General features: G+C 69.6%; 20 protein-coding genes. 8 read left to right on the top strand and 12 right to left on the bottom strand.

Translation table 11 applies throughout. The features are described from left to right. Positions 1-61: 61 nt before the first annotated feature. The 6 genes from J2Y58_RS01435 to J2Y58_RS01410 all read right to left on the bottom strand — a co-directional run bounded on the left by J2Y58_RS01435 (position 62) and on the right by J2Y58_RS01410 (position 7,043). A complete protein-coding gene (locus J2Y58_RS01435; protein WP_310097615.1) occupies positions 62-856 on the bottom strand; it encodes a thymidylate synthase in 795 nt (264 codons plus the stop codon). Positions 857-1,081: 225 nt separating this feature from the next. Next, positions 1,082-1,777 carry a methyltransferase domain-containing protein gene (locus J2Y58_RS01430; RefSeq protein ID WP_310098335.1) on the bottom strand — a complete coding sequence of 232 codons (696 nt, stop codon included), beginning with the start codon at positions 1,775-1,777 and terminating at the stop codon, positions 1,082-1,084. 30 nt (positions 1,778-1,807) lie between these two features. Further along, on the bottom strand, positions 1,808-2,935 hold the full coding sequence (gene prfB / locus J2Y58_RS01425; RefSeq protein WP_310097612.1) for a peptide chain release factor 2: 1,128 nt from the start codon (positions 2,933-2,935) through the stop codon (positions 1,808-1,810). Positions 2,936-3,056: 121 nt separating this feature from the next. Then, the gene (locus tag J2Y58_RS01420; RefSeq protein ID WP_310097609.1) at positions 3,057-5,555 is read right to left on the bottom strand and encodes a transglycosylase domain-containing protein; all 2,499 of its coding nucleotides are present in this window, start codon (positions 5,553-5,555) and stop codon (positions 3,057-3,059) included. A gap of 45 nt (positions 5,556-5,600) precedes the next feature. Then, entirely contained in the window at positions 5,601-5,921 is a 321-nt protein-coding gene (locus J2Y58_RS01415) for a multidrug efflux SMR transporter (protein ID WP_310097606.1), read from the bottom strand. A gap of 225 nt (positions 5,922-6,146) precedes the next feature. Then, a complete protein-coding gene (locus J2Y58_RS01410; protein WP_405053053.1) occupies positions 6,147-7,043 on the bottom strand; it encodes an N-acetylmuramoyl-L-alanine amidase in 897 nt (298 codons plus the stop codon). 438 nt (positions 7,044-7,481) lie between these two features. Between J2Y58_RS01410 and J2Y58_RS01405 the strand changes: the two genes are divergently transcribed. From J2Y58_RS01405 to J2Y58_RS01395, 3 genes are all read left to right on the top strand, one after another. Beyond that, positions 7,482-10,166: a ribonuclease E/G gene (locus J2Y58_RS01405; protein WP_310098332.1), complete on the top strand. Its 2,685-nt coding sequence runs from the start codon at positions 7,482-7,484 to the stop codon at positions 10,164-10,166. A 496-nt stretch (positions 10,167-10,662) separates the two neighbouring features. Then, positions 10,663-12,012, top strand: a complete 1,350-nt coding sequence (locus J2Y58_RS01400) for a M48 family metalloprotease (protein ID WP_310097604.1) — start codon at positions 10,663-10,665, stop codon at positions 12,010-12,012. Continuing rightward, positions 12,009-12,719, top strand: a complete 711-nt coding sequence (locus J2Y58_RS01395; protein ID WP_310097600.1) for a DsbA family protein — start codon at positions 12,009-12,011, stop codon at positions 12,717-12,719. Before J2Y58_RS01400 ends, J2Y58_RS01395 begins: the two co-directional genes overlap by 4 nt. A 2-nt stretch (positions 12,720-12,721) precedes the next feature. Here J2Y58_RS01395 and J2Y58_RS01390 read toward each other — a convergent pair whose 3' ends face one another. Continuing rightward, complete coding sequence (locus J2Y58_RS01390; protein ID WP_310097597.1) at positions 12,722-13,717, bottom strand: hypothetical protein; 996 nt, start codon at positions 13,715-13,717, stop codon at positions 12,722-12,724. A 137-nt stretch (positions 13,718-13,854) separates the two neighbouring features. Here J2Y58_RS01390 and J2Y58_RS01385 point away from each other — a divergent pair, with 137 nt between their 5' ends. Next, complete coding sequence (locus J2Y58_RS01385; protein ID WP_310097594.1) at positions 13,855-14,784, top strand: ABC transporter ATP-binding protein; 930 nt, start codon at positions 13,855-13,857, stop codon at positions 14,782-14,784. After that, positions 14,781-15,542 carry an ABC transporter permease gene (locus J2Y58_RS01380; RefSeq protein ID WP_310097591.1) on the top strand — a complete coding sequence of 254 codons (762 nt, stop codon included), beginning with the start codon at positions 14,781-14,783 and terminating at the stop codon, positions 15,540-15,542. Before J2Y58_RS01385 ends, J2Y58_RS01380 begins: the two co-directional genes overlap by 4 nt. Before the next feature lie 61 nt (positions 15,543-15,603). Here J2Y58_RS01380 and J2Y58_RS01375 read toward each other — a convergent pair whose 3' ends face one another. The 5 genes from J2Y58_RS01375 to J2Y58_RS01355 all read right to left on the bottom strand — a co-directional run bounded on the left by J2Y58_RS01375 (position 15,604) and on the right by J2Y58_RS01355 (position 20,368). Continuing rightward, positions 15,604-16,350, bottom strand: coding sequence for a CPBP family intramembrane glutamic endopeptidase (locus J2Y58_RS01375; protein WP_310097588.1), 747 nt, complete (start codon positions 16,348-16,350; stop codon positions 15,604-15,606). Further along, a complete protein-coding gene (gene glpX, locus J2Y58_RS01370) occupies positions 16,347-17,312 on the bottom strand; it encodes a class II fructose-bisphosphatase (RefSeq protein ID WP_310097585.1) in 966 nt (321 codons plus the stop codon). The genes J2Y58_RS01375 and glpX overlap by 4 nt, the downstream gene beginning before the upstream one ends. A 77-nt stretch (positions 17,313-17,389) precedes the next feature. Further along, a complete protein-coding gene (locus J2Y58_RS01365; protein WP_310097582.1) occupies positions 17,390-18,808 on the bottom strand; it encodes a carbohydrate porin in 1,419 nt (472 codons plus the stop codon). A gap of 70 nt (positions 18,809-18,878) precedes the next feature. Continuing rightward, positions 18,879-19,706, bottom strand: a complete 828-nt coding sequence (dapD, locus tag J2Y58_RS01360) for a 2,3,4,5-tetrahydropyridine-2,6-dicarboxylate N-succinyltransferase (protein ID WP_310097579.1) — start codon at positions 19,704-19,706, stop codon at positions 18,879-18,881. Beyond that, positions 19,703-20,368, bottom strand: coding sequence for a pyrimidine 5'-nucleotidase (locus J2Y58_RS01355; RefSeq protein WP_310097577.1), 666 nt, complete (start codon positions 20,366-20,368; stop codon positions 19,703-19,705). The genes dapD and J2Y58_RS01355 overlap by 4 nt, the downstream gene beginning before the upstream one ends. 287 nt (positions 20,369-20,655) lie before the next feature. Between J2Y58_RS01355 and J2Y58_RS01350 the strand changes: the two genes are divergently transcribed. The 3 genes from J2Y58_RS01350 to J2Y58_RS01340 all read left to right on the top strand — a co-directional run bounded on the left by J2Y58_RS01350 (position 20,656) and on the right by J2Y58_RS01340 (position 23,364). After that, a complete protein-coding gene (locus J2Y58_RS01350; protein ID WP_310097574.1) occupies positions 20,656-21,654 on the top strand; it encodes an LLM class flavin-dependent oxidoreductase in 999 nt (332 codons plus the stop codon). Positions 21,655-21,823: 169 nt separating this feature from the next. Continuing rightward, entirely contained in the window at positions 21,824-22,300 is a 477-nt protein-coding gene (gene purE, locus J2Y58_RS01345) for a 5-(carboxyamino)imidazole ribonucleotide mutase (RefSeq protein ID WP_310097571.1), read from the top strand. Next, positions 22,297-23,364: a 5-(carboxyamino)imidazole ribonucleotide synthase gene (locus tag J2Y58_RS01340; RefSeq protein WP_310097569.1), complete on the top strand. Its 1,068-nt coding sequence runs from the start codon at positions 22,297-22,299 to the stop codon at positions 23,362-23,364. Before purE ends, J2Y58_RS01340 begins: the two co-directional genes overlap by 4 nt. Positions 23,365-23,574: the final 210 nt, after the last annotated feature.

Raw genomic sequence — 23,574 nt, 5'->3', positions numbered from 1 at the left:
CTACGCCGCCGATTGTTGCATCGCAAAACGCCAGCGACGGGCCGCCGCGCCCGCGCGACGGTCAGACCGAGACCGCCGCCTTGATATGCGGCTGCGCCTCGTAGCCGTGCAGGACGAAGTCCTCCGCCTCGTATGCGTCGATCGCCGGCGGCCGGCGCGCGATCTCCAGCCGCGGCAGCGCGGTCGGCGTCCGTGCCAGCTGCGTCTCGGCCTGTTCCAGATGGTTGAGGTACAGGTGGCAATCGCCGCCGGTCCAGATGAACTCGCCGACCTCCAGGTCGCATTGCTGCGCGATCATGTGCGTCAGCAGCGCGTAGCTGGCGATGTTGAACGGCACGCCGAGGAAGATGTCCGCCGAACGCTGGTAGAGCTGCAGCGACAGCTTGCCGTTGGCGACATGTGTCTGGAACAGGCAATGACACGGGCTGAGCGCCATCGCGTGCAACTCGCCGGGGTTCCAGGCGGTGACGATCTGCCGTCGCGATGCCGGCTTGGTCCGGATCTCCTCGATCAGCGCCGCGATCTGGTCGATATGCCGTCCGTCTGCCGCCACCCAGTCGCGCCACTGCTTGCCGTAGACCGGGCCGAGATCGCCGTCCGCGTCGGCCCATTCGTTCCAGATGCTGACCTTCCGCTCCTGCAACCACCGCACGTTGGTGTCGCCGCGCAGGAACCACAGCAGTTCGACGATGATCGAGCGCAGGTGCAGCTTCTTGGTCGTCAGCACCGGGAAACCGGCGCCCAGATCGAAGCGCATCTGGTGCCCGAAGACGCTCAGCGTCCCCGTGCCGGTCCGGTCGTCCTGCCGCACGCCCGAATCGAGCACGCGGCGCATGAGGTCTAAATATTGCTGCACGACGCGGTTGGTAGCGCGAGAGTGCGGAGATCGCCACAGCTCCCAATACCTTCGTGATGGCACGCCAGTGCCGCACCTGATCCGTCAATCCCTGCGCAGGCGGAAATCCCGATGCCGGGACCGCCCGCGGGTTCATATGTCAGAGTTTCTGAATGCTCGCCGTCGCGGGAAAGACGAGGACGCTTTCACACGACTCCGCCAGGCCGTAGCGACTGCCCGGCCCGCTCACTTCATCCGGCACGCGACGATATCGGCCGGGTCGGGCCGCGTCCCCGCCGCGCGGAATGTCGCCAGATACCCGCCCGCCGAGCGCAACTCCTGAAACCCGACCTGCGCATAGCCGACCGCCTCGAACTCGCAGCGCAGCAGCCGCGGCGGGGTACCGTGCTGCTCGGTCGGGCGGTCGGCGTCGACCACCACCACCAACCCGTCGCGGCGCAGGGACGGACGCATCCGCCACAGGAACTCGTACGGCTGCGCGATCTCATGATACATGTGCACCATGAAGATCCGTTCGAAGCTGTTGGCCGGCAGCCGCGGATCGGCCGGCAGCCCCAGCCGGACGCTGACATTGTCGAGCTGCTCGCGCGCGACGCGCTCGGCCAGCGCCTCGTGGACTGCGGGCACCACGTCCTCGGCCAGCACGCGCCCGTCCTCCCCCACGCGCGCCGCCAGCCGGATCGTGTAATACCCCTCGCCCGCGCCCAGGTCGGCGACGGTCATGCCCTTGCGGATATCCGCCAGCTGCATGACCCGCTCGGCCTCGCCCAGCCGGTCGCGCGTCTCCTCGTTCGACCAGCGCGGCGAGACGATGCGCGCGATCGGGCGGTCGGCGACCGGGAACGGCCCCGGCTCGCGCGCCTTCTTGCGGACGAGCGGCTGCGACCCGTCGCACCCCGCGATCAGCAGGGCCGCGAGCATCGCCAGGGCCAGGCGCGCGCGCCGCGCCACTTAGTCGACGTCTTCCACGACCACCGCCTCGCCGGTCACGCGCTGCGACAGCGCCGCGGCCATGAAGTCGTCGAGATCGCCGTCCAGCACGTCGCCGGGCGAGGTGCTGGTCGTGCCGGTGCGCAGGTCCTTCACCAGCTGGTACGGCTGCAGCACGTAGCTGCGAATCTGGTGGCCCCAGCCGATGTCGGTCTTGCTGGCGTTCTCGGCGTTGGCCGCCGCCTCGCGCTCGGCCAGCTCGCGCTCGTAGAGGCGCGCGCGCAGCTGGTTATAGGCTTCGGCCTTGTTCTTGTGCTGCGATCGCTGGTTCTGGCACTGCACCACGATGCCCGTCGGCAAGTGCGTGATGCGCACCGCGGAATCCGTGGTGTTGATGTGCTGCCCGCCCGCGCCCGACGCGCGATACGTGTCGATGCGCAGTTCGCTTTCGTTGATCTCGACCTCGATATTGTCGTCGATCACCGGATAGACCCACACGCTCGAAAAGCTGGTGTGGCGGCGGGCGGCGCTGTCGTACGGGCTGATCCGCACCAGCCGGTGCACGCCCGATTCGACCTTGGCATAGCCATAGGCGTTCTCGCCCTTGATCAGCAGCGTCGCGCTCTTGATCCCGGCCTGCTCGCCGGCGTGATAGTCGATCAACTCGACCTTCAGCCCGCGCCGCTCGGCCCAGCGCGTGTACATGCGCTGGAGCATCCCGGCCCAGTCCTGGCTCTCGGTGCCGCCGGCCCCGGCGTTGATCTCCAGATAGGTGTCGTTGGCGTCGGCCTCGCCCGCCAGCAGCGCCTTGACCTTGTCGGCCTGCGCGCGATCGGCGAGCGTCTTCAGCGCGGCAACGCCCTCGTCCGCCATTTCGGCGTCGCCCTCGGCCTCGGCCATCTCGATCAGCTCGGCGGTGTCGGCCAGCTCGCGCTCGATATCGCGCGTGGCGGTGATCGCCTCGTCCAGCCGCCGCCGCTCGCGCATCACCGCCTGCGCTTCCTTGGGGTTGTTCCACAACGCCTGGTCCTCGACGCGCGCGTTCAGCTCGTCGAGGCGACGCAGCGCGCGGTCCCAGTCGAGGAAGCGGCGCAACAGCGCCAGCGCCTCGTTGATGCTGTCGACATGGGCCTGCGCTTCGGCGCGCATCATTCTTCTCCACACTGTCGTCATTCCAGCGGAAGCCGGAATCTCGTGCGGCAAGCGGTGCGCTTATCATACCGGGAGATCCCGGGTTTCGCCGGGATGACGTAATCACTGAAACGACGACTTAGTAGATGCCCCCCTGCCTCTGCAAGAAGTCGCTGTCGTTCGCGGTGGCACGCGTCGCGCTGGCGCTGGGGCGTGCGGACGGGGCCGCGGCGGCCGGCGCGGCGCGGCGGGCGCGGCGCGCCTCGCTCTGCGGCTTGAACGCTTCCCAGATCACCGCCGGCTTGGGATCGGTGTCGGTCGGGAAGGTGCCGAACACCTCGAGCCCGCTCGCGCGGTCGATGCGTACCATGCGGATGCCCGGCGGCGCGCGGAAGGGGATCGGCGGCAGCCCCTCATACGCCTTCTGCGCCCATTCCCTGAACACCGGCACCGCCACCGTCCCGCCCTGCGCATAGCCGCCCAGGCTGCGCGGGCTGTCGAACCCCATGTAGAGCCCGGCGATCATCTGCGGCGTGCCGCCGACGAACCACACGTCGGTCGGGCCGTTGTTGGTGCCGGTCTTGCCGAACATCGGGCGGTTCAGGTCGCGCAGGCCGGTGGCGGTGCCGCGCTGGATCACGCCCTCGGTGATGTGCACCATCTGATACGCGCTCATCGCGTCCAGCACCTGCCGCCCGCCCGTCTGCGGGCGCGGCATCGCGCGACCGTTCCAGTCGCGCTGGTTGCACCCGTCGCACGCCCGCCAGCCCTCCGGCCAGATCACCTTGCCGTGCCGATCCTGCACCACGTCGATCAACGACGGGTCGTGCCATCGCCCCCAGTTGGCGAGCACCCCGTAAGCGTTCACCATCTTCGTCACCGTCGTCTCGCCGGCGCCCAGCGCATAGGATAGGTACGGCGCATAATCGCCGATCCCCATGCCCTTGATCAGCTTGACGACCCGGCCCATGCCGGTCTGCGCGGCGGTGCGCACCGTCATCAGGTTGCGCGACTGCTCGATGCCCCAGCGCATTGTATGCGGCCCCGCCCCGCGTGAATTGCCGAAGTTGCGGAAGCATTTCTGCCCCAGCCGCGCGCCCTGGTCGACACAGAACGGCCCGTCGACGATGATCGACGCCGGGGTCATGCCGTTCTCCAGCGCCGCGGAATAGACGATTGGCTTGATCGTCGAGCCCGGCTGCCGGAACGCCTGCGTCGCGCGATTGAAGGACTGCACGCTCGACTCGAACCCGCCCTGCATGGCCAGGATGCGGCCGGTCGCCGGCTCCTGCACCACGAACCCGCCCGAGATGCGCGGGACCGAGCGCAGCGCGAACCGCCCCGCCCCGGCGGGCGCGACCGCGATGATGTCGCCCGGCTTGATCGCGGCGAAGGCGGTGCCGCCTCGCCCGCGCACCGGCATCTGCGCCGCATCGCGCGCCATCGTGCCCGTGGATCCGTCCGCGAAGCCCAGCCGCCACGCATCGCCGTCGCGCGCGATCGCGATCCCCGCGCGCCAGTTTTCGTGGTCGAGCATGATGTTGGTGCCGAGCAGCGGCCCCTGCCACGCCTCCCCGTCGATCTCGACATGCCGCAGCGGCCCCGACCAGCCGCGCCCGGCATCGAAGCGCAACAGGCCGTTGCGCAGCGCCTCGGCGGCATAGCGCTGGATCTGCTTGTCGAGCGAGGTGCGCACCCACAGCCCGCCGGCATAGACGCTGTGCGGCCCGTCCTCGGACTGTTCGCCGAACCTGGCGATCAGTTCGCGGCGCACTTCCTCGACGAAATAGCCGCCGACGCGCTCGAACTTCGGCGTACGCCGGGTGATCGCGCCGATCGGCTCGGCGGCGGCGGCCTGCGCCTGCGCGGACGAGACGAAGCCGTTCTTCACCATCTCGCGCAGCACGTAGTTGCGGCGGTCGAGCGCGCGCTCGGTGTCGCGGAACGGGTCGTAGTTCGACGGGCCCTTCGGCAGGATCGCCAGATACGCCATCTGCCCCAGCGACAGTTCGTCCAGTTCCTTGTCGAAATAGGCGTGCGCCGCCGCCTCGACGCCGTATGCGTTGCGGCCGAGGAAGATCTGGTTGAGGTACAGTTCGATGATCTGCTGCTTGGTCAGCGTCTCCTCGATCTTATACGCCAGCAATGCCTCGCGGATCTTGCGCGTCGGGGAATATTCGTTGCCGATCAGCAGGTTCTTGGCGACCTGCTGCGTGATCGTCGATCCGCCCCGCGCGCGCTGCCCGGTGCCGAACTTGCGCGCATAATCGATCACCGCGCCCGCCAGACCGGGAAAGTCGACGCCGTGATGCTCGAAGAACGTCTTGTCCTCGGCGGCGAGGAATGCCTTCACCAGCGTCGGCGGATATTCGTTATAGGCCAGCTCGACCCTTCGCTCGCGCGCATAGGAATAGATCGGTGCCCCGTCGCTGCCGCGCACGTTGGTCGGCAACGGCGGCTCGTACGCCTTCAGCTTGTCGACCGAGGGCAGGTCGCGCGCGAACACCAGCCAGAACACGCCCAGCGCCACCGCCAGCACGCCCAGCAGGTAGACGCCCCAGCGCACCCACCACCGGCGCCAGAGCGCGCGGGGCCGGAAACGCCGAACGGGCACGGCAGCGGTCGGATCGGAAGCCATGTCGGCTAGGCGTTTACGCACGCCTCGCCGAAACGGCAACGCCGCTCACGCGGGCGCGAACAACTTGGTGCCGACCACCCCGACGATGATCAGCGCGATGAAGCCGATCTGCGCCGGGTTCAGCTTCTCGCCGAACAGGATCACGCCGAAGATCGTGACGCCGACCGCGCCCAGCCCGGTCCACACCGCATAGGCGGTGCCCGCCGGCAATCCGCGCATCGCCATCGCCAGCAGCCCCATGTTGACGAAGCTGAGCGCGATCGGGACGGCCGAGGCGGCCCACGACCCGTGCGTCGCCGCCCATTTCAGGCTCAGCGCCCAGACGATTTCGGTGACCACGGCGATGCCGAGGATGAGCCACGCCATGGCGGGGATCTCCTTAGATTGCGGGCTCGAAGGGGCAGGCGCGACGGCCGGAAACCCGTAAGAGGCGCGCGCGGCGGCTCGATTAGGCGGCATCCACCGCGATGTCCACCCGTCCGCGACGATCGTCATCCCCGCGAAGGCGGGAATCCAGACGCGCAGGTTTATCGATAGAAGCGCGAGGTCAGAGGTTCTGGATTCCCGCCGCCGCGGGGATGACGGGAACCCCTACCGTTCCGCCATCCGCCGCGCGAAGAACACGTCCACCGCCCGCCGCACGCTCTCCGCGATCTTCTCGCGCCCCTCGTCGCTGTCCAGGAACGCCGCGTCCGACGCGGTCGAGAGATAGCCGGTCTCGAACAGGATCGACGGCATGTCCGGCGCCTTCAGCACCATCAGCGAGGCGGTGCGATGGAAGTTGGTCTTTGTCGGGATCAGCGGCCGCGCCTCGCGCCCCAGCAGCCGCGCGAACCCCGCCGAGGCGTTCATCGTCTCGCGCTGCGTCAGGTCGATCAGGATCGACGACACGTCGGGGTCGCGGTCCAGCGTCACCCCCGCGATCACGTCGGCGCGGTTCTCGCGCGCCGCCAGCCGCGCCGCCTCGCGGTCCGAGGCGACGTCGGACAGGGTATAGGCGGTCGCACCCGTCGGCGTGCCCGTGCCGACGCTGTCGCAATGCACCGAAATGAACAGGTCCGCCTTCAGCCGACGCGCGATCCCGAAGCGTTCGCGCAGCACGATGAAGCGGTCGTCGTCGCGCGTCAGCGCCACGCGCGCGCGCCCGCCGTCGAGCAACGCGTCGCGGATCGCCCGCGCGATCTTCAGCGTGACGTCCTTTTCGCGCAGCCCCGTCGCCGGGTTGATCGCTCCCGGATCGCCCCCGCCGTGGCCGGCGTCGATCACCACCAGCGGCCGCCCCGCCGCCCCGCGGATGCGCGGCAGCCGCACCCCGCGCGCCGGCGGCGGGACCGGTACGGTCACCTTCCTCGGCGTCGCCGCGCGCGCCTTCCACGGCAGGAAATCGAGCTGCGGCAACGGGTCGCCGCTTGCGGCGGTGGCCGCCGTCGCCAGCACCGCCACCCCGACCACCGCCGCCGTCCACCTTGTCGGCCTGCCTGCCGCCATCGCCCCTTTCCGCTTCCGTTTCGCCGGCCCTAGCCGCCGATGCGTGTCCGTGTGGTTAACGCCTTCCCGCACCAAAAACGAGCCTGTTGAAGCGCGTGCGCAACGATGCTACGTCCGGCGATGACCGGAATGTTGCGCGAAGGTCGCGCGACGCAGCTCCGGTGCCACCCCCCGACCGGCGACGTGCCGGCCCCGGGGTCATCAGGTTGACGTTCGCAATGCCGCATTCCGCCCGATCGCTGTTCCGCCCGGCCCGTGCCGGCGGCGGCACGGTCGCGGTCGGCTCGTCCCGCTCGGTGGAGCGGGCGGCATCGCGCGCCGCAGCAGACATCATCATCCGCGCCGCCGGCCCCATCGGGCGGCCGGCCGCGCCTTATCGTCGCGCCCCTTCCCCTTCGGCGGAGGGCGGCGCGTGGAGAGTTTTCAATGACCACGCGTATGCTGATCGACGCACGCCACCGGGAAGAAACCCGCGTGGCGGTCGTCAAGGGTAACCGGATCGAGGAATTCGATTTCGAAAGTGCCGAGCGCAAGCAGCTCAAGGGCAACATCTATCTCGCCAAGGTGACGCGCGTCGAGCCGTCGCTCCAGGCCGCGTTCGTCGATTACGGCGGCAATCGCCACGGCTTCCTGGCGTTCAGCGAGATCCACCCTGATTATTACCAGATCCCCAAGGAGGATCGCGAGGCGCTGCTGCGCGAGGAGGCCGAGCACGCCGCCGAGGAGGCTGCGCTGCGCGCCGAGCAGGACGCGCTCGACGACGGCGACTTCGCCGACGACGCCGAGGGCGACGAGCACGACGAGGCGGATCACGACCACGATCACGACGACGAGGAGGGCGACGCCCCCGCGGCGCGCCGCCGCGGTCGCTCGAACGGCAACGACGATCAGGTCGAGGCGCTGCGTCAGCGCCGCATGAACCTGCGCCGCCGCTACAAGATCCAGGACGTCATCCATCGCCGCCAGGTGCTGCTGGTGCAGGTCGTCAAGGAGGAGCGCGGCAACAAGGGTGCGGCGCTGACCACCTACCTGTCGCTTGCCGGCCGCTATTGCGTGCTGATGCCCAATACGTCGCACGGCGGCGGGATCAGCCGGAAGATTTCGAACGCCGCCGACCGCAAGCGGCTGAAGTCGATCATGGCCGACCTGCAGCTCCCGGCCTCGATGGGCTGCATCGTCCGCACCGCCGGGCTCCAGCGCACCAAGTCCGAGATCAAGCGCGACTTCGACTATCTCGCGCGCCTGTGGGACGAAATCCGCGAAAAGACGCTGACCTCCAGCGCCCCCGCGCTCGTCTATGGCGACAGCGACCTGATGAAGCGCGCGATCCGCGACATCTACAACAAGGACATCGACGAGGTCATCGTCGAGGGCGACGACGGCTATCGCCAGGCGCGCGAGTTCATGCGGCTGCTGATGCCCACCCACGCCAGGAAGGTGAAGCATTACAGCGATCCGGTGCCGCTCTACCAGCGCGCCGGCGTCGAGGATCAGCTCGCCGCGATGTACCACCCGGTCGTGCAGCTCAAATCGGGCGGCTACCTCGTCATCAACCCGACCGAGGCGCTCGTCTCGATCGACATCAACTCCGGCCGCTCGACCCGCGAGCACAATATCGAGCAGACCGCCACCGCGACCAACCTCGAGGCCGCGCAGGAGATCGCGCGCCAGCTGCGGCTGCGCGACATGGCCGGGCTGATCGTCATCGACTTCATCGACATGGATAACGGATCGAACGTCCGGAAGGTCGAGAAGGCGATGAAGGAGGCGCTGAAGAACGACCGCGCCCGCATCCAGGTCGGCCGCATCTCGGGCTTCGGGTTGATGGAGATGAGCCGCCAGCGGCTGCGCACCGGCGTGCTAGAGGCCTCCACCCGCCCCTGCCCGCATTGCGAAGGCACCGGCTTCGTCCGCACCGCCTCGTCGTCGGGCCTGTCGGCGCTGCGGCTGCTGGAGGACGAGGCGGCGCGCGGGCGCGGCTCGGTCCTGACGCTGCGGTGCAGCCAGGAGGCGGCCTTCTACGTCCTCAACCGCAAGCGCGCCGACATCGCCGAGATCGAGGATCGCTACGGCGTCACCGTCGAGATCATCCCCGATGGCGAGGAGGAAGGCGCGCGCATGTCGGTCGAGGCCAGCGGCCCGCCGCCCGCGCACCCGCCCAAGTTCGACCGTCCGATCGTCGAGGAAGCCGAGGACGATCTGGTCGAGGACGAGATCGACGAGGAAGAAGACGAGGTCGAGGACGAGGACACCGTCGAACAGGTCGCCGCGCCCGAGGGCGAAGGTGGCCGCAACGGCCGTCGCCGCCGTCGCCGTCGCGGGCGTCGCGGTCGTGACCGCGCCGAGGGCGAGGAGCGTACCGAGGGCGGTGACGTCGCGGAGGACTTGGTCGCTGACGAGGAAGACGCCGACGAGGCCCCGGTCGCGGACGCGGTCGACGCCGAGGCGAGCGAGGAGGCCGAGCGCGAGGGCGGCCGTCGCCGTCGCCGCGGTCGTCGCGGTCGCCGTCGCGAGGGCGATCGCGCTGCCGAGCCGGCGGTAGAGACCGTCGAGGTCGTCGAGGAGGCACCCGCAGCGCCCGAGCCGGTCGTCGCCGACGAGCCGGCGGACGAGCCGGTTGCCGAGGTCGCGGAGGAAGCGCCCGCCGCGCCGAAGACGCGCCGTCGTCCCCGTGCGCGCGTCGCCGCCGAGCCGACCCCGGCGCCCGCTCCGGCGCGTGGTCGCGGTCGCAAGGCCGCCGCTGCGCCCGAGGCCGACGTCGTGGCCGAGCCCGCTTCCGCTCCCGAGGCGGTCGCGGAGGAGGCGCCGGCCAAGCCGAAGCGCACCCGCAAGAAGAAGGTGACCGAGCCGGTCGTCGAGGCCGGTGACGCCGGCCCGATCAGCGACGGCCTGCCCGCGCCCGAGCCGGTGGCGGAGGAAGCACCGGCCAAGCCGAAGCGGACGCGCCGCAAGAAGGTCGCCGACGATGCACCGGCGCCGTCGCCGGCAGCGGTGGCCGACGAGGCGCCCGCCGCCGACGAACCGGCGGCCGAGGCGCCTGCCGCCGCCGACACCGCGACCGGCGACGACGCCGCCACCGCACAGCCGCGTCGCGGCTGGTGGCAGCGCACCTTCGGCGCGTGACCCGATCGGCCGGGCTTTCAGCGACGGTTCAGCCGAACCGCCGCAAAGCCCGGCCGATGAACCAGCGATGCCCCCTGCGCCCTCGCCCCTCGCAAAGGGGAGAGCGTCACGCAGACCCGCTCTTCGGACCTCGCAGGCTTGGCCGAAGCTGGGCGAGGGGAGGCACTCGCGCCAGCGCGGGCGCGAGCCAACGGCGCGCACTGTCAGACGACACGCTCCGGAACACGTGCTTCGACAAGCTCAGCACGAACGGGTGGAGAGGATCATTCCTCGCGCGCGCCATACGCCTCCCTCAACGCTCGCCCCGCCCCTCCCCGTTCGTCCTGAGCTCGTCGAAGGACGTGCCCCATGACACCCCGCTCGCGTCCCTCGCTGAACACCCGCCCCACCACCCTCCGTTCGCCCTGAGCCTGTCGAAGGGCGTGTCCCAGGCGCCCGCTCCGACAAGCCCGGCGCGAACGTTTCAACCGGTCCCGAAAGGTCGTAGGGCCTCCGCATGCGCCGCCTGATCGCCGCCGTCGCCACTGCCGTCCTGCTGCTCGCGCAACCCGCGCAGGCACAATCCCTGCTGCGCGACGCCGAAACCGAGGCGCTGCTCCACGACATGTCGGCACCGCTCGTCACCGCCGCCGGCCTGCGCCCGGCCGATGTGTCCTTCGCGCTGGTCAACGACGAGTCGATCAACGCCTTCGTCGCCGGCGGCCAGACCGTCTACATCCACACCGGGCTGCTCCAGCAGGCCGACAGCGCCAACCAGGTGCAGGGCGTGATCGCGCACGAGCTCGGCCACATCGCCGACGGCCATGTCATCACCGGTGCGCAGGCGCAGAAGCCCGCGATGGGCATGTATCTCCTCTCGATGGTGCTCGGGCTCGCCGCCATGGCGGCGGGCGGCGGCGAGGCGGGCGCCGGCATCCTCGCTGCCGGGCAGCAGGTGGCGATGGGCAAGATCCTGGCGTTCAGCCGCGTGCAGGAGGCCACCGCCGATGCGTCCGCCGTCCGCTACCTCGACACCGCCGGCATCACCGGCAAGGGAATGCTGGAATTCTTCAAGAAGCTGCAGCAGCAGGAATATCGCTACGGCACGAAGAACATCGATCCGTTCATGCAGTCGCACCCGATGTCCGGCACGCGCGTCCAGACGCTGACCGCCGACGTCGAGGCGTCGAAGGCGTGGGCCAAGCCCGCGGACGCGAAGCTGCAGGAACGCTTCCTGCGCGTCCGAGCCAAGCTCGACGGCTATCTGATGCCGCCCGCGCAGGCGCTCCAGAAATATCCCGACAGCGACCAGTCGATCTACGCGCATTACGCGCGCGCCTATGCCTATCACCGCGCCGGCTACCCCGAGAAGGCCGATGCCGAGGCCGAGGCGCTGGTCGCCAGGGAGCCGTCCGACCCTTATTTCCAGGAGATCATGGGGCAGATCCTGCTGGAGGCCGGCAAGCCGAAGCTGGCGCTGGCGCCCCTCAAGCGCGCCACCGAGGGCTCGCGCTCCAACCCGCTGATCGCCACCACCTACGGCCATGCGCTGATCGCGACCGAGGATGCCGCGAACTATGACGAGGCCAAGCGCGTGCTGCGCACCGCGGTGGCGCGCGACGACGAGAATCCGTTCGCCTGGTTCCAGCTCGGCACCGTCTACGAACTGACCGGCGACGAGGCGCGCGCCGCGCTGGCAAGCGCCGAGCGTGCCAGCATGATGGGCGACGACCGCACCGCCGCGGATCGCGCGCGCTATGCGATGGCCGGCATCCCGAAGAACACCCCCGACTGGATCCGCGCGCAGGACATCGCGATGACCGCGCAGAACGAGGTCGACAAGAACGGAAAGAAGAAGCGGCGTTGAACCGGTTGATGGTGTTGGGGCTGGTCGCGATCGGCCTGGTGTTCGGGGCTGGCGGCATGTGGCTGGCGAACCGCGTCGCGCCGGTCGGCGCGGCCGACGACGCGCGGATCGGGCGCGTCGTACGCGACTATGTCCTGGCGCATCCCGAACTGATCCCGGAGGCGATCGAGCGCCTGCAACAACGCGATGCCACTCGTGCGGTGACCGCCAATCGCGGCGCGATCGAGGCGCCCTATGGCTCCGCATGGATCGGAAACCCGCACGCCGACGTCACGCTGGTCGAATATTACGACTATAATTGCGGCTTCTGCCGCGCCAGCCTGCCCGTAATCGAGCAACTGGTCGCCGCGGACAAGAACCTGCGCGTCGTCTTCAAGGAACTGCCTGTCCTCGCCGACACCAGCCGCACCGCCGCCCGCGCCTCGCTGGCCGCCGCATCGCAGGGCAAATTCAAGGCCTTCCACGACGCTCTCTACGCCGCCGGCCCCGTAAGCGACGCGACGATCGCGCAGGCGGCCCGCGCCAGCAACGTCGATCTTGCCAAACTCCCCCCCGACGCCGACGCCACCCTGCGCCAGAACCTCGAGATCGCGCAGAAACTCGGCATCACCGGCACCCCGGCCTGGGTCGTCGGCGACCAGTTGCTCTCCGGCGCCCTCCCCCTCGACCGCCTCCAAGACGCCGTCGCAAAGGCGCGTGCGTCCTAGGGCTAGGGACGTTCCAACCGCCACCGCAGCATCCGCACGAACGCCTCCGGCTCATCCAGCCGGAACGCCACCCGCACTATCGCCGGCCTGCGCCGCCACGATCGCGCCGGCAACGGTGTCCCAAGCCGCAGCACCACGTTCGGCCATGCCAGCAATGCGGCATTGAGCGTGGTGTGGTCGCGCATCTCCTCGCCGCGCACGTCGCCGTCCACCCCGGCGATCGCCGCCAGCGGGATCGTCCGATCGATCAGGAACCCGGCGCGCACGTGCACGCCCTCCGCCGTCAGCAGGATCGGCCTGAACCGGAACGACTTGATCAGCCCGATCAGATAGACGAACCCGACATCGCTCAGGACGAACATCACTACCGCCCCCGCGCGGCTCCAATGCGCGAGCAGCAGGTGACAGACCGCGATCTCGATCCCCGACAGGATCAGCAACGCCGCGCACATCGGCGCGAGGTGCCGGTGGTAAGCGAAGGCGCGCGCCCCGGCCGGCACGTCCGCCGCCCCGCCCCAGCGAACCAGCGCCATGTGCAGCACCGTGAGCTCCGCACGTGCCAGCCGTAGCAGCGCCGGCGGGAACACTTCCGCCGCCACGCCCGCGCACCGCTGCGCCACGCCACCTCCAGCCGGCACGCGCCAGCCGCGCCGCGCCGCCGGCGTGACATGCGCCAGCACCAGCGCCACCATCGCCGTCATCAGCCATGGCATCGTCCACAGCACCCCGCGCAACGCCGGCGGCGCGCCGATCGCGACGGTCGCGCTCGCGCCGGCCAGCACGCCGAGCACCGCCCGCCGCTCCGGCTTCCCGGCAGTGCGTGTAATCAAGGCCAGCATCATCGTGTCGGCGACGACCCAGAGGAAGAGCAGCAACGCCGCCAGCGGCCAGGCGGCGACGGCCGGCGTGCGCACCGCCAGCCCGGCGCCCGCCATCACCGCGACCGGCACCCATGTCGTCGCCAGCCGCCGCCCCGCGCCCTGCTCCAGCACCGTCATCGCCGCACCCCCTGTCGCCCAGGTCCGTCATCTTTGCATAGACTTCGCGCCGGCTACCCGCCATCGCGGGATCGCCGATCCGGGTCGGGAACATTGGCGGCGCGCCCGCGTACCCACGCGCAGCACAAGGGGGACGAATGCCGGAGCCGATTCTCACCGTCGCGGGCGTGTCGAAGACCTACAGGAACGGCCCGACCGCGCTCGGCACGGTCGACCTGACCGTCAACCGCGGCGAGATCTTCGCGCTGCTCGGGCCCAACGGCGCGGGCAAGACGACGCTCATCAGCATCATCTGCGGCATCGTCACCCCGACCTCGGGCACCGTCACCGTCGCCGGCCACGACGTCGTGCGCGACTACAAGGCCGCGCGCCGCGCGATCGGGCTGGTGCCGCAGGAGCTCGCCACCGACCAGTTCGAAAGCGTCCTCGCCACCGTCACCTTCTCGCGCCGGCTGTTCGGGCGCTCGGGACATTCGGACTATATCGAACAGGTGCTGCGCGACCTGTCGCTGTGGGACAAGCGGCATTCGAAGATCAAGGACCTGTCGGGCGGCATGAAGCGCCGCGTCCTCATCGCCAAGGCGCTCGCGCACGAACCTGCCATTCTCTTCCTCGACGAACCGACAGCCGGCGTCGACGTGGCGCTCCGCCGCGACATGTGGAAGCTGGTCCACCGCCTGCGCGAACAGGGCGCGACGATCATCCTGACCACCCATTATATCGAGGAGGCCGAGGAGATGGCCGACCGCGTCGGCGTCATCACCGGCGGCAAATTGCTGCTGGTCGAGGAGAAGAACGCGCTGATGGCCAAGCTCGGCAAGCGCCAGATGGACCTGACATTGGTCGAGCCGCTCGCCGCCGTGCCCCCGTCGCTCTCCGACTGGTCGCTGTCGCTGGAGGACGAGGGCCACAAACTGCGCTACGTCTTCGATGCCAAGGCCGAGGATACCGGCATCCCTGCGCTGCTCGACCGGCTGGCGCAGGAACATATCGCCTTTCGCGATCTGGAGACGCGCAAGTCGAGCCTCGAGGACATCTTCGTCGACTTGGTGGGAGAACGCGCATGAACCTGCACGGGATCTGGGCGATCTATCGCTTCGAAATGGCGCGGTTCGGACGGACGATCTGGACCAGCCTCGCGACGCCGGTCATCACGACGACGCTGTATTTCATCGTGTTCGGCGCCGCGATCGGGTCGCAGATGCGCGGCATCGACGGGGTCAGCTACGGCGCGTTCATCGTGCCGGGGCTGATGCTGCTGACGATCTTTTCCGAAAGCATCTTCAACGCCAGCCTCGGCATCTACATGCCCAAGTTCACCGGCACGATCTACGAACTGCTGTCCGCGCCGCTGTCGCCGGTCGAGACCGTGATCGGCTATGTCGGCGCGGCGGCGACCAAGTCGATGGTGATCGCGCTGGTGATCTTCGCGACCGCGCATCTCTTCGTCGACCTGCACGTCGCGCATCCGGCGCTGATGCTGCTCTACCTGCTGCTGGTCACCGCCAGCTTCGCGCTGTTCGGCTTCTGCCTCGGCATCTGGGCGAACGGTTTCGAGCAATTGCAGGTCATCCCGCTGCTCGTCATCACCCCGCTGACGTTCCTGGGCGGCGCCTTCTACTCGGTCAACGTGCTGCCCGAGCCGTGGCGCACGGTGACGTTGTTCAATCCCGTCGCCTATCTCATCAACGGCTTCCGCTGGACCTTCTTCGGGCAGAGCGACGTGTCGTTCGGGCTGTGCGTCGCGGTGACGCTCGGCTTCGCGGGCCTATGCCTCGCCGCGGTGGTGACCATCTTCCGCACCGGCTGGCGCCTGAAAAGCTGAGCACCCGCTCCGTCATTTCCGCGGCGGAACGCCGGAACCTCTCAGCTCGCGGCGCCGACGATCACCCGCTCGTCTGGACTCCCGCCCTCGCGGGAGTGACGGACAAAAGACCCGCCAGCACCGGCCGCAGCACCAATCCGTTCAGATCGATCACGGCATGCACCAGCATCGCCACCCACAGCTTCGCCGAGACCAGATACACCAGCGCCAGCACCACCCCTGCCAGCACCGTCGCGACCACCCCGCGCCAGCCCTGATAAAGATGCGCATAGCCGAACAGCAGCGTCGCGACGGCGAACCCCAGCACCGCCGACCCGCCGACCAGCACCACCGATAACGGCAGCAGCAGCCGGAAGAACAATTCCTCCGTCACTCCCGCGACGATCGCCAGCACCACGCCCCAGCCGAGTTCGGCCCGCCGCACCGGCAGCACCGCGCGCGCATCGCCGAGCGTCGTGCGCCATCCCCGCCGCGCCGCGACCGCCGCGATCGCCACCCCCGCCACGCCGCCGACCGCCAGGGGTTCCCACGACAACTGCCCGGCCCAGGAAAGCGCAACCGCGCGCGCCGGGACGAACGCCGCCGGAAACCCGCCGATCGCCGGCCACGCGCCGACGACACCGAGCAGCACCACCGCCACCAATCCGAAATGCACCAGCGAACGCAGCGCCAGCCGCGCGAAATAGCGATGCCGTACCGTACCGGCCGGTACCGCGGCCGCACGCGGCCAATAGCCGAAGCGCGCGCCGTGCAGGTGCAGCGCCAGACTCGCCAGCGCGACCGCCAGCGCGGCGACCGCGATCGTCACCGATCGAGGCGATGCTCGCCCTTCACCCAGCGCACCGTCCCAGACGAGGCGCGCATCACCACGCTCTCGGTCGTCATCTTGCCGCCGACGCGCCGCACGCCTTCCAGCAGCGAGCCGTCGGTCACGCCGGTCGCCGCGAAGATGCAATCGCCCTTCGCCAACTCCTTCAGGTCGTACTGGCGGTCGAGGTCCTCGATCCCCCATTTGCGCGCGCGCGCACGCTCGTCGTCGTTGCGGAACAGCAACCGGCCCTTGAACTGCCCGCCGACGCAGCGCAGCGCCGCGCACGCCAGCACGCCCTCGGGCGCGCCGCCCGATCCCATATACACGTCGATCGTCGTATCCGGGTCGCTGGTCGCGATCACCCCCGCGACGTCGCCGTCGCCGATCAGCACCACGCCGCACCCGATCGCGCGCAATTCCGCGATCAGTGGCTCGTGGCGCGGGCGGTCGAGCACGCACGCGATGATGTCCTTGGGCGCGACGCCCTTGGCCGCCGCGATCGCCTGCACGTTCTCGGTCGGCGTCCGGTCGAGGTCGATCACGCCGGCCGGCAGCCCCGGCCCCACCGCCAGCTTGTCCATATACACGTCGGGGGCGTTCAGCAGCCCGCCCGCCTCCGCGATCGCCAGCACCGCCAGGCTGTTCGGCCCCGACTTGGCGCAGATCGTCGTACCTTCCAGCGGGTCGAGCGCGATGTCGATCGCCGGGCCGTTGCCGGTGCCGACCTTCTCGCCGATGAACAGCATCGGCGCCTCGTCGCGCTCGCCCTCGCCGATCACGACGGTGCCGTCCATGTCGAGCTCGTTGAGCGCGGCGCGCATCGCCTCGACGGCGGCGGCATCCGCCGCCTTTTCGTCGCCGCGCCCGGTCAGCGTCGAGGCGGCGATCGCCGCCGCTTCGGTGACGCGCACCATTTCCAGCACGAGCACACGGTCGAGAACCTTGCTGGCGGTCGGCATCCTGGCGTCCTTATCCTGTGTCGCGCCACGGATAGGCGCGCAACATGACGCTGTCGAGGCATTTTGTTTTACACGTTTTACAGCGTCAATGCCGCCTTGAGCCCGACCACCCCGACGTCCGGCGCGTCGCGCACGCCGCCGGGCTGGTGCACCCATTGCAGGTTGGGGCGCAGCTCCAGCCAGTCGATCGGATGCAGGCTGTAATAGACTTCGGCGGCATATTCCGCATCGCGCACCGGCGTGCCCGGCACCAGTTCGTCGCCGCGGGCCGCCCGACCGTTGACGTTGGTGCGCGCCACCGCGACGCCCAGCACGTCGCCCGGCAGCGTGGGCACCAGTCCCTTGTAGAACAGGCCGAGCGCGACCTGATTGTCGGTCACGCTCGTCTTGCGGTCGGCCTGCGTCACGTTCAGGAACATGCCCAGCCCGGTCAGCGACTTGCCGTCCTTCGACGTGCCGGTCAGCTGCTGCTGCATCGTGAAGTACACGCCGTAGCGGCTGGATCGCCGCAGCGGGTCGGTACCGGTCAGCACGATCGCGCGGCGGTTGCGGTCGAGCAGCACGTCGTCGCCGTCCGCGGTCGCGATCCAGCCGCCGACCTTGTACGATCCGACCTTGCCGTCGTCGCCGCCCCGGCTGACACCGGTCTCGACCGGGATCAGCACGCCCGTCGCGCCGCGGAAATGCCCGATGAAGAAGTCGTTATCCAGGTTGCGCGGATTGATCTCGTACACCGCGCCCTGCACGTAGCGGTCGTCGTCCAGCGCGACGCGCACCCGCGCGCCCCATTGGCTGACGGGCCAGTTGTACCAGTAATCGCCCGCCAGATTGCCGGGCTGCGCGCCGCAGAAGCTGAGGTTCATGAAGTGGCACGAAAACGCCGCGAAGTCTTCGCCGGGGTTGGTGCGGCCCAGCTTCACCTCGGTGCGCGCGCCGATCTTCTGCTCCCACCACAATTGCGTGACGCGCACCGTCTGCCCGCGCCCGTAGATCTCCTGCACCTGCTGAAGCGTGTTCAGTCCGGCATCCGCGGTCAGGTTATAGCCGCGCCGCCAGGTCACCGTCGCCTGCACGGCGCCGCCGGTGACGCCCGCCAGCTTCTCCATATCGAGCAGCGCCCCGGCGTCGAACTGCCCGGTCTCGCGGAACAGCTTCCGCGCGCCGCCGGCGAAATTATACCCGCTCTCGGAGGCATAGCGCGCGGTCAGCCCGATCCCGCGCCGCCCCAGCCGGGTGCGGATCTCCTGCCAGTCGCCGATCAGCCCCGGCGGCGGCGTGCTTTGCGTGTCGCCGACCAGCGACGACGGCGAGGTATCGCGCGGCCGCCGCGCCACGGGAGTACGTGGCTGCCGCTGCGTATCGCCCGACCGCGTCGTCGCGCTGTTGCCCGGCTTGGGCGCGTTGGGATCGTCGGGCGGCGACGCCCCGATATCCACCTGTTGCGCCTGCGCCGCGCCCGCAAACACCAGCGCCGCGACGAACAACCCCTTGCGCATCGACTCTCGAACCTTCCCGGTTATCGTTTCACCACGACAACAAAGAAGGTCCGGAAAGGTTCGGCGCGCGTCAGTCGCGCAGCAGATCGTTGATGCTCGTCTTGCTGCGCGTCTGCGCATCGACGCGCTTGACGATCACCGCGCAGTACAGCGCCGGCTTGCCGTCCCCGCCGCCGATCGAACCGGGCACCACCACCGCATACGGCGGCACCTGCCCGCGGAACGTCTCGCCGGTCTCGCGGTCGATGATCTTGGTCGACGCGCCCAGATAGACGCCCATCGACAGGACCGCGCCCTCGCCGACGCGCACGCCCTCCGCCACCTCGGCGCGCGCGCCGATGAACGCGCCATCGCCGATGATGACCGGATCGGCCTGCAACGGCTCCAGCACGCCGCCGATGCCGGCCCCGCCCGACAGATGGACGTTCTTCCCGATCTGCGCGCAGCTGCCCACCGTCGCCCAGGTGTCGACCATCGTGCCCTCGCCGACATAGGCGCCGATGTTGACGAAGCTCGGCATCAGGATCGCGCCCTTGCCGACGAACGCGCCGCGCCGCACGACGCTGCCCGGCACCGCGCGGAACCCGGCGCTGCGGAACTCCGCCTCGCTCCAGCCAGAGAACTTGCTCGGCACCTTGTCGAACCAGTGCCCCGCACCCGGCCCGTTGTCGATCAACGCATTGTCGTTCAGGCGAAAGCTGAGCAGCACCGCCTTCTTCAGCCACTGGTTGACCCGCCAGCCACCCTGGCCGTCCGGCTCCGCGACCCGCGCTTCGCCGGCGTCCAGCAGCGCCAGCGCGCGATCGACCGCGACGCGTACCTCGCCGCCGGTGGTCAGCCCCAGCTCGGCGCGGTTCTCCCACGCGGCGTCGATCGTGGCGGAAAGCTCTGCGGTCATCGGTCCTCCAAAACAGACTGGACCCACGCGGTGACATCGGTCACGCGGTGGTCGACATAGGATCGGTCGGCGTCGTGGTCCTGCTCGGACCCGTTGTCCACCCAGACGGTGGTCATCCCGATCGCCTTGGCGGGTTTCAGGTTGCGCGCCATGTCCTCGACGAACAGCGCGCGGGTCGGCTCGATCCCGAAGGCGGCGCACAGCCCGGCATAGGCGCTGGCGGCGGGCTTGGGCACCAGGTTCATCGCGACGATGTCGTGCACCGCCTCGAAACTCTGCCCCAGCCCCAGCCGCTCCAGCACCTTCAGCGCATACGGTCGGTCGCCGTTCGTGAAGACCAGCTTGCGCCCCGGCAATCGCGCCAGCCCGGCGGCGAGCGGCGCATTCTGCTCCAGCGCGTCCATCTCGATATCGTGGACATAGGCGAGGAAGGCGTGCGGATCGACATCATGTTCGGCCATCAGCCCGGCCAACGTCGTGCCGTGACCGAGGAAATACTCCTTCTGGATCCGCCGCGCCTCGACCGGATCGACGTCGAGGAACTCGCCGATGAACGCGGTCATCCGCCGGTCGATATGCGCGAACAGATCCGCCGTCGCCGGGTAGAGCGTGTTGTCGAGATCGAAGATCCACGTGTCGACGTGCGCGAAGTCGGGGTGCATGGCCGCGCGTCTAGTGGGTTCGAAGGCAGGCGTCATCCCATTGCTTCCCCCTGCTCCCTTCTTCGTATTCCCGCGAAGTCCCCTTCCATCATCGTCATTCCCGCGCAGGCGGGAATCCAGACGCGCAGGTCTTGCGATAGAAGCGCTACGCCAGAGCTTCTGGATTCCCGCCTTCGCGGGAATGACGAAGCGCGCGGGATGACGAACCGGGCGTCTGAAACCCATCCTTTGCTCCACCAAAGCACACCACACTGGCGCTCCCCCGCCACGCTCCCCACCTTGCTGATATGACCCGTTATTCCCTCCTGGACCTCGTCCCCGTCACCGAAGGCGGCTCGGTCGCGCAGTCGCTCGCCAACGCCGCCGATCTCGCGCAGCATGCCGAGCAGCTCGGCTTCAACCGCTATTGGGTGGCCGAGCACCACGGCATGACCGGGATCGCGTCGGCCGCCACCGCGGTGGTGATCGCGCACGTCGGCCATGCGACGAAGCGCATACGGATCGGCGCGGGCGGCATCATGCTGCCCAATTCGGCTCCGCTCCAGATCGCCGAGCAGTTCGGCACGCTCGACGCGCTGTTTCCCGGCCGCATCGACCTGGGGCTCGGGCGCGCGCCCGGCTCCGACCAGCGCGTCGCGCACGCGCTGCGTCGCAATTTGAGCAGCGACGCCAACGAATTCCCGCGCGACGTGGTCGAGCTGCAAAGCTACTTCGCCGATGACGGCCGCACCGGCATCACCGCCACGCCGGGCGCGGGCGCGAAGCCGGAGATGTGGATCCTCGGCTCCAGCCTGTTCGGCGCGCAGCTCGCCGCGATGCTCGGCCTGCCCTACGCCTTCGCGTCGCACTTCGCGCCCGATGCGCTCGATCAGGCGCTGGCGATCTACCGCCGCGACTTCCGCCCGTCGCCGACGCTGGCCAAGCCCTATGCGATGGCCGGCTTCAACGTCTTCGCCGCCGACACGCGCGAGGAGGCCGAGCTGCTCGCCAGTTCGCAGCAGCAGCAGTTCGTGGCGCTGCGCACCGGCAATCCCGGTCGCATGAAGCCGCCGGTGCCCGGCTACCGCGCCTCGCTCCCGCCGCAGCACGCCGCGATCCTCGACCACGCTTTGTCGGCGAGCGCGATCGGCACCCGCGACGACGTCGCGCGCGGCATCGCGGCGTTCGTCGAGCGCACGCAGGTCGACGAGTTGATGCTGACCAGCGCGGTCTACGACCACCAGGCCCGCCGCCGCTCGATCGCGCTGGCCGCCGAGGCGATGCAGGAACTACCGCTGGCGGCGTGAGCGACGTAAGGACGTCACCCCAGCGAAAGCTGGGGTCTACCCGCGACAAGCGGCACGCCCGCCAAGCAGAAGACCCCAGCCTCCGCTCGGCTGACGTCGCGGGCGGCACGGTCGCCCCTGCTGCGCAAAGTCGGTTGCCCTCCTTGCGCCGCCCCGCTAACCGCGCCCGATGGCGCACGTCGGCATCATCATGGGCTCCACCTCGGACTGGGAAACGATGCGCCATGCGAGCGAGACGCTCGACGCGCTCGGCATCGCGTATGAGGCGAAGGTCGTCTCCGCGCACCGCACGCCCCAGCGCCTCTACGATTACGCCACCGGCGCCGCCGGCCGCGGGCTGCGCGTCATCATCGCCGGCGCGGGCGGTGCCGCGCATCTGCCCGGCATGGCCGCGTCGATGACGCACCTCCCCGTGCTCGGCGTGCCGGTCGAATCCAAGGCGCTGAAGGGCATGGATAGCCTGCTGTCGATCGTCCAGATGCCCGGCGGCATCCCCGTCGGCACGCTCGCGATCGGCAAGGCCGGCGCGATCAATGCCGCGTTGCTCGCCGCATCGATCCTCGCACTCTCCGACGACGCGCTGTCGCAACGGCTTCGGGCCTGGCGCGCGCAGCAGACGGACGGCGTCGCGGTCGACCCGGCATGAGCGTGATCCCGCCCGGCAGCACCATCGGCATCCTTGGCGGCGGGCAGCTCGGCCGCATGATCGCCAGCGCCGCGGCTGATCTCGGCTATCGCACCCACGTCCTCGCGCCCGACCGCGAAAGCGTCGCCGCGCAGACCGCCTCGTCGCTGACCCGCGCCGATTACCACAACAAGGTCGTCCTCGCCGACTTCGCCGCGCAATGCGACGTCGTCACCTACGAGTTCGAGAATATTGCGGTGGCGCCGGTCGAATGGCTCGCCGAGCGTGTCCCCGTCTACCCCTCGCCGCGCAGCCTCGCGGTCGCGCAGGACCGCGTGCGCGAGAAGCAGTTCGTCGCGCAGGTCGGCGGTCGCCCCGCGCGCTGGCAGGCAGTGAACTCGCGCGAGGAACTGGACGACGCGCTTGCCGCGATCGGTTGCCCCGCGGTGCTCAAGACGACGCGCTTCGGCTACGACGGCAAGGGGCAGACCCGCCTCCAGTCGCCCGCTGACGCCGACACCGCCTGGGAAGCGATCGGCGGCCCGGCGATCCTCGAGGCATTCGTCACCTTTACGCACGAATTCTCGATCGTGCTGGTGCGCGGCCGCGACGGCACGATCACCAGCTACCCGCCGCCCTGGAACGAGCACCGCGACGGCATCCTCCACCGCTCGACCCTGCCCGCGCCGGCGCAGATCGCCGCGCAATGGACCGAGGCGGCGGCGCTCACCGGCCGCATCGCCGACGCGCTCGACCATGTCGGCGTGCTGACCTGCGAGTTCTTCGCCGGCGCCGAGGGTCCGGTGTTCAACGAAATGGCCCCGCGCGTCCACAATTCCGGCCATTGGACGATCGAGGGCGCGGCGACCTCGCAATTCGCCAACCACGTCCGCGCGATCTGCGGGCTGCCGCTCGGCGACACCGCGCTGGTCGCGCAGTCGGTCGAGATGGAGAATCTGATCGGCGCCGATTGGGAACGCTGGCCCGACTATGTCGCCGCACGCGATACCTACCTGCACCTCTACGGCAAGCGCGAGACCCGGCCCGGGCGCAAGATGGGCCATGTGACGCGGCTGGGCCGGTAGGCTCCGGCGCTCCCCGGACGCTGCGTACCCTCCGGGCGGTCAGCGAAAGAGCTGCACCTCCCGCGGCCCCGGACCACCCACCGTCATCCCCGCGAAGGCGGGGATCCAGAACCTCTGACCTCCCAGTTCAACACGCGACCAAAGCGTGTTTGGAAGCCCGCTTCCCGCGGGAAGGACGGCCAGAACGTCTCCAAGCCGACGCGTTCCCGC

Source organism: Sphingomonas sp. BE138 (assembly GCF_031456125.1).
Taxonomy (GTDB): Bacteria; Pseudomonadota; Alphaproteobacteria; order Sphingomonadales; family Sphingomonadaceae; genus Sphingomonas.
The sequence above is the reverse complement of the archived record's forward strand: the minus strand, read 5'-3'. Positions and strand labels throughout refer to the sequence as shown.

What these genes read in the sequence shown, in the direction of transcription:
- J2Y58_RS01430 (WP_310098335.1), bottom strand. Translation starts at nt 1,777, where the DNA reads ATGCTCGCGGCCCTGCTGATCGCGGGGTGCGACGGGTCGCAGCCGCTC.
- prfB (WP_310097612.1), bottom strand. Translation starts at nt 2,935, where the DNA reads ATGCGCGCCGAAGCGCAGGCCCATGTCGACAGCATCAACGAGGCGCTG.
- J2Y58_RS01420 (WP_310097609.1), bottom strand. Translation starts at nt 5,555, where the DNA reads ATGGCTTCCGATCCGACCGCTGCCGTGCCCGTTCGGCGTTTCCGGCCC.
- J2Y58_RS01415 (WP_310097606.1), bottom strand. Translation starts at nt 5,921, where the DNA reads ATGGCGTGGCTCATCCTCGGCATCGCCGTGGTCACCGAAATCGTCTGG.
- J2Y58_RS01410 (WP_405053053.1), bottom strand. Translation starts at nt 7,043, where the DNA reads ATGGCGGCAGGCAGGCCGACAAGGTGGACGGCGGCGGTGGTCGGGGTG.
- J2Y58_RS01405 (WP_310098332.1), top strand. Translation starts at nt 7,482, where the DNA reads ATGCTGATCGACGCACGCCACCGGGAAGAAACCCGCGTGGCGGTCGTC.
- J2Y58_RS01400 (WP_310097604.1), top strand. Translation starts at nt 10,663, where the DNA reads ATGCGCCGCCTGATCGCCGCCGTCGCCACTGCCGTCCTGCTGCTCGCG.
- J2Y58_RS01390 (WP_310097597.1), bottom strand. Translation starts at nt 13,717, where the DNA reads ATGACGGTGCTGGAGCAGGGCGCGGGGCGGCGGCTGGCGACGACATGG.
- J2Y58_RS01385 (WP_310097594.1), top strand. Translation starts at nt 13,855, where the DNA reads ATGCCGGAGCCGATTCTCACCGTCGCGGGCGTGTCGAAGACCTACAGG.
- J2Y58_RS01380 (WP_310097591.1), top strand. Translation starts at nt 14,781, where the DNA reads ATGAACCTGCACGGGATCTGGGCGATCTATCGCTTCGAAATGGCGCGG.
- glpX (WP_310097585.1), bottom strand. Translation starts at nt 17,312, where the DNA reads ATGCCGACCGCCAGCAAGGTTCTCGACCGTGTGCTCGTGCTGGAAATG.
- J2Y58_RS01365 (WP_310097582.1), bottom strand. Translation starts at nt 18,808, where the DNA reads ATGCGCAAGGGGTTGTTCGTCGCGGCGCTGGTGTTTGCGGGCGCGGCG.
- dapD (WP_310097579.1), bottom strand. Translation starts at nt 19,706, where the DNA reads ATGACCGCAGAGCTTTCCGCCACGATCGACGCCGCGTGGGAGAACCGC.
- J2Y58_RS01355 (WP_310097577.1), bottom strand. Translation starts at nt 20,368, where the DNA reads ATGCACCCCGACTTCGCGCACGTCGACACGTGGATCTTCGATCTCGAC.
- J2Y58_RS01350 (WP_310097574.1), top strand. Translation starts at nt 20,656, where the DNA reads ATGACCCGTTATTCCCTCCTGGACCTCGTCCCCGTCACCGAAGGCGGC.
- purE (WP_310097571.1), top strand. Translation starts at nt 21,824, where the DNA reads ATGGCGCACGTCGGCATCATCATGGGCTCCACCTCGGACTGGGAAACG.
- J2Y58_RS01340 (WP_310097569.1), top strand. Translation starts at nt 22,297, where the DNA reads ATGAGCGTGATCCCGCCCGGCAGCACCATCGGCATCCTTGGCGGCGGG.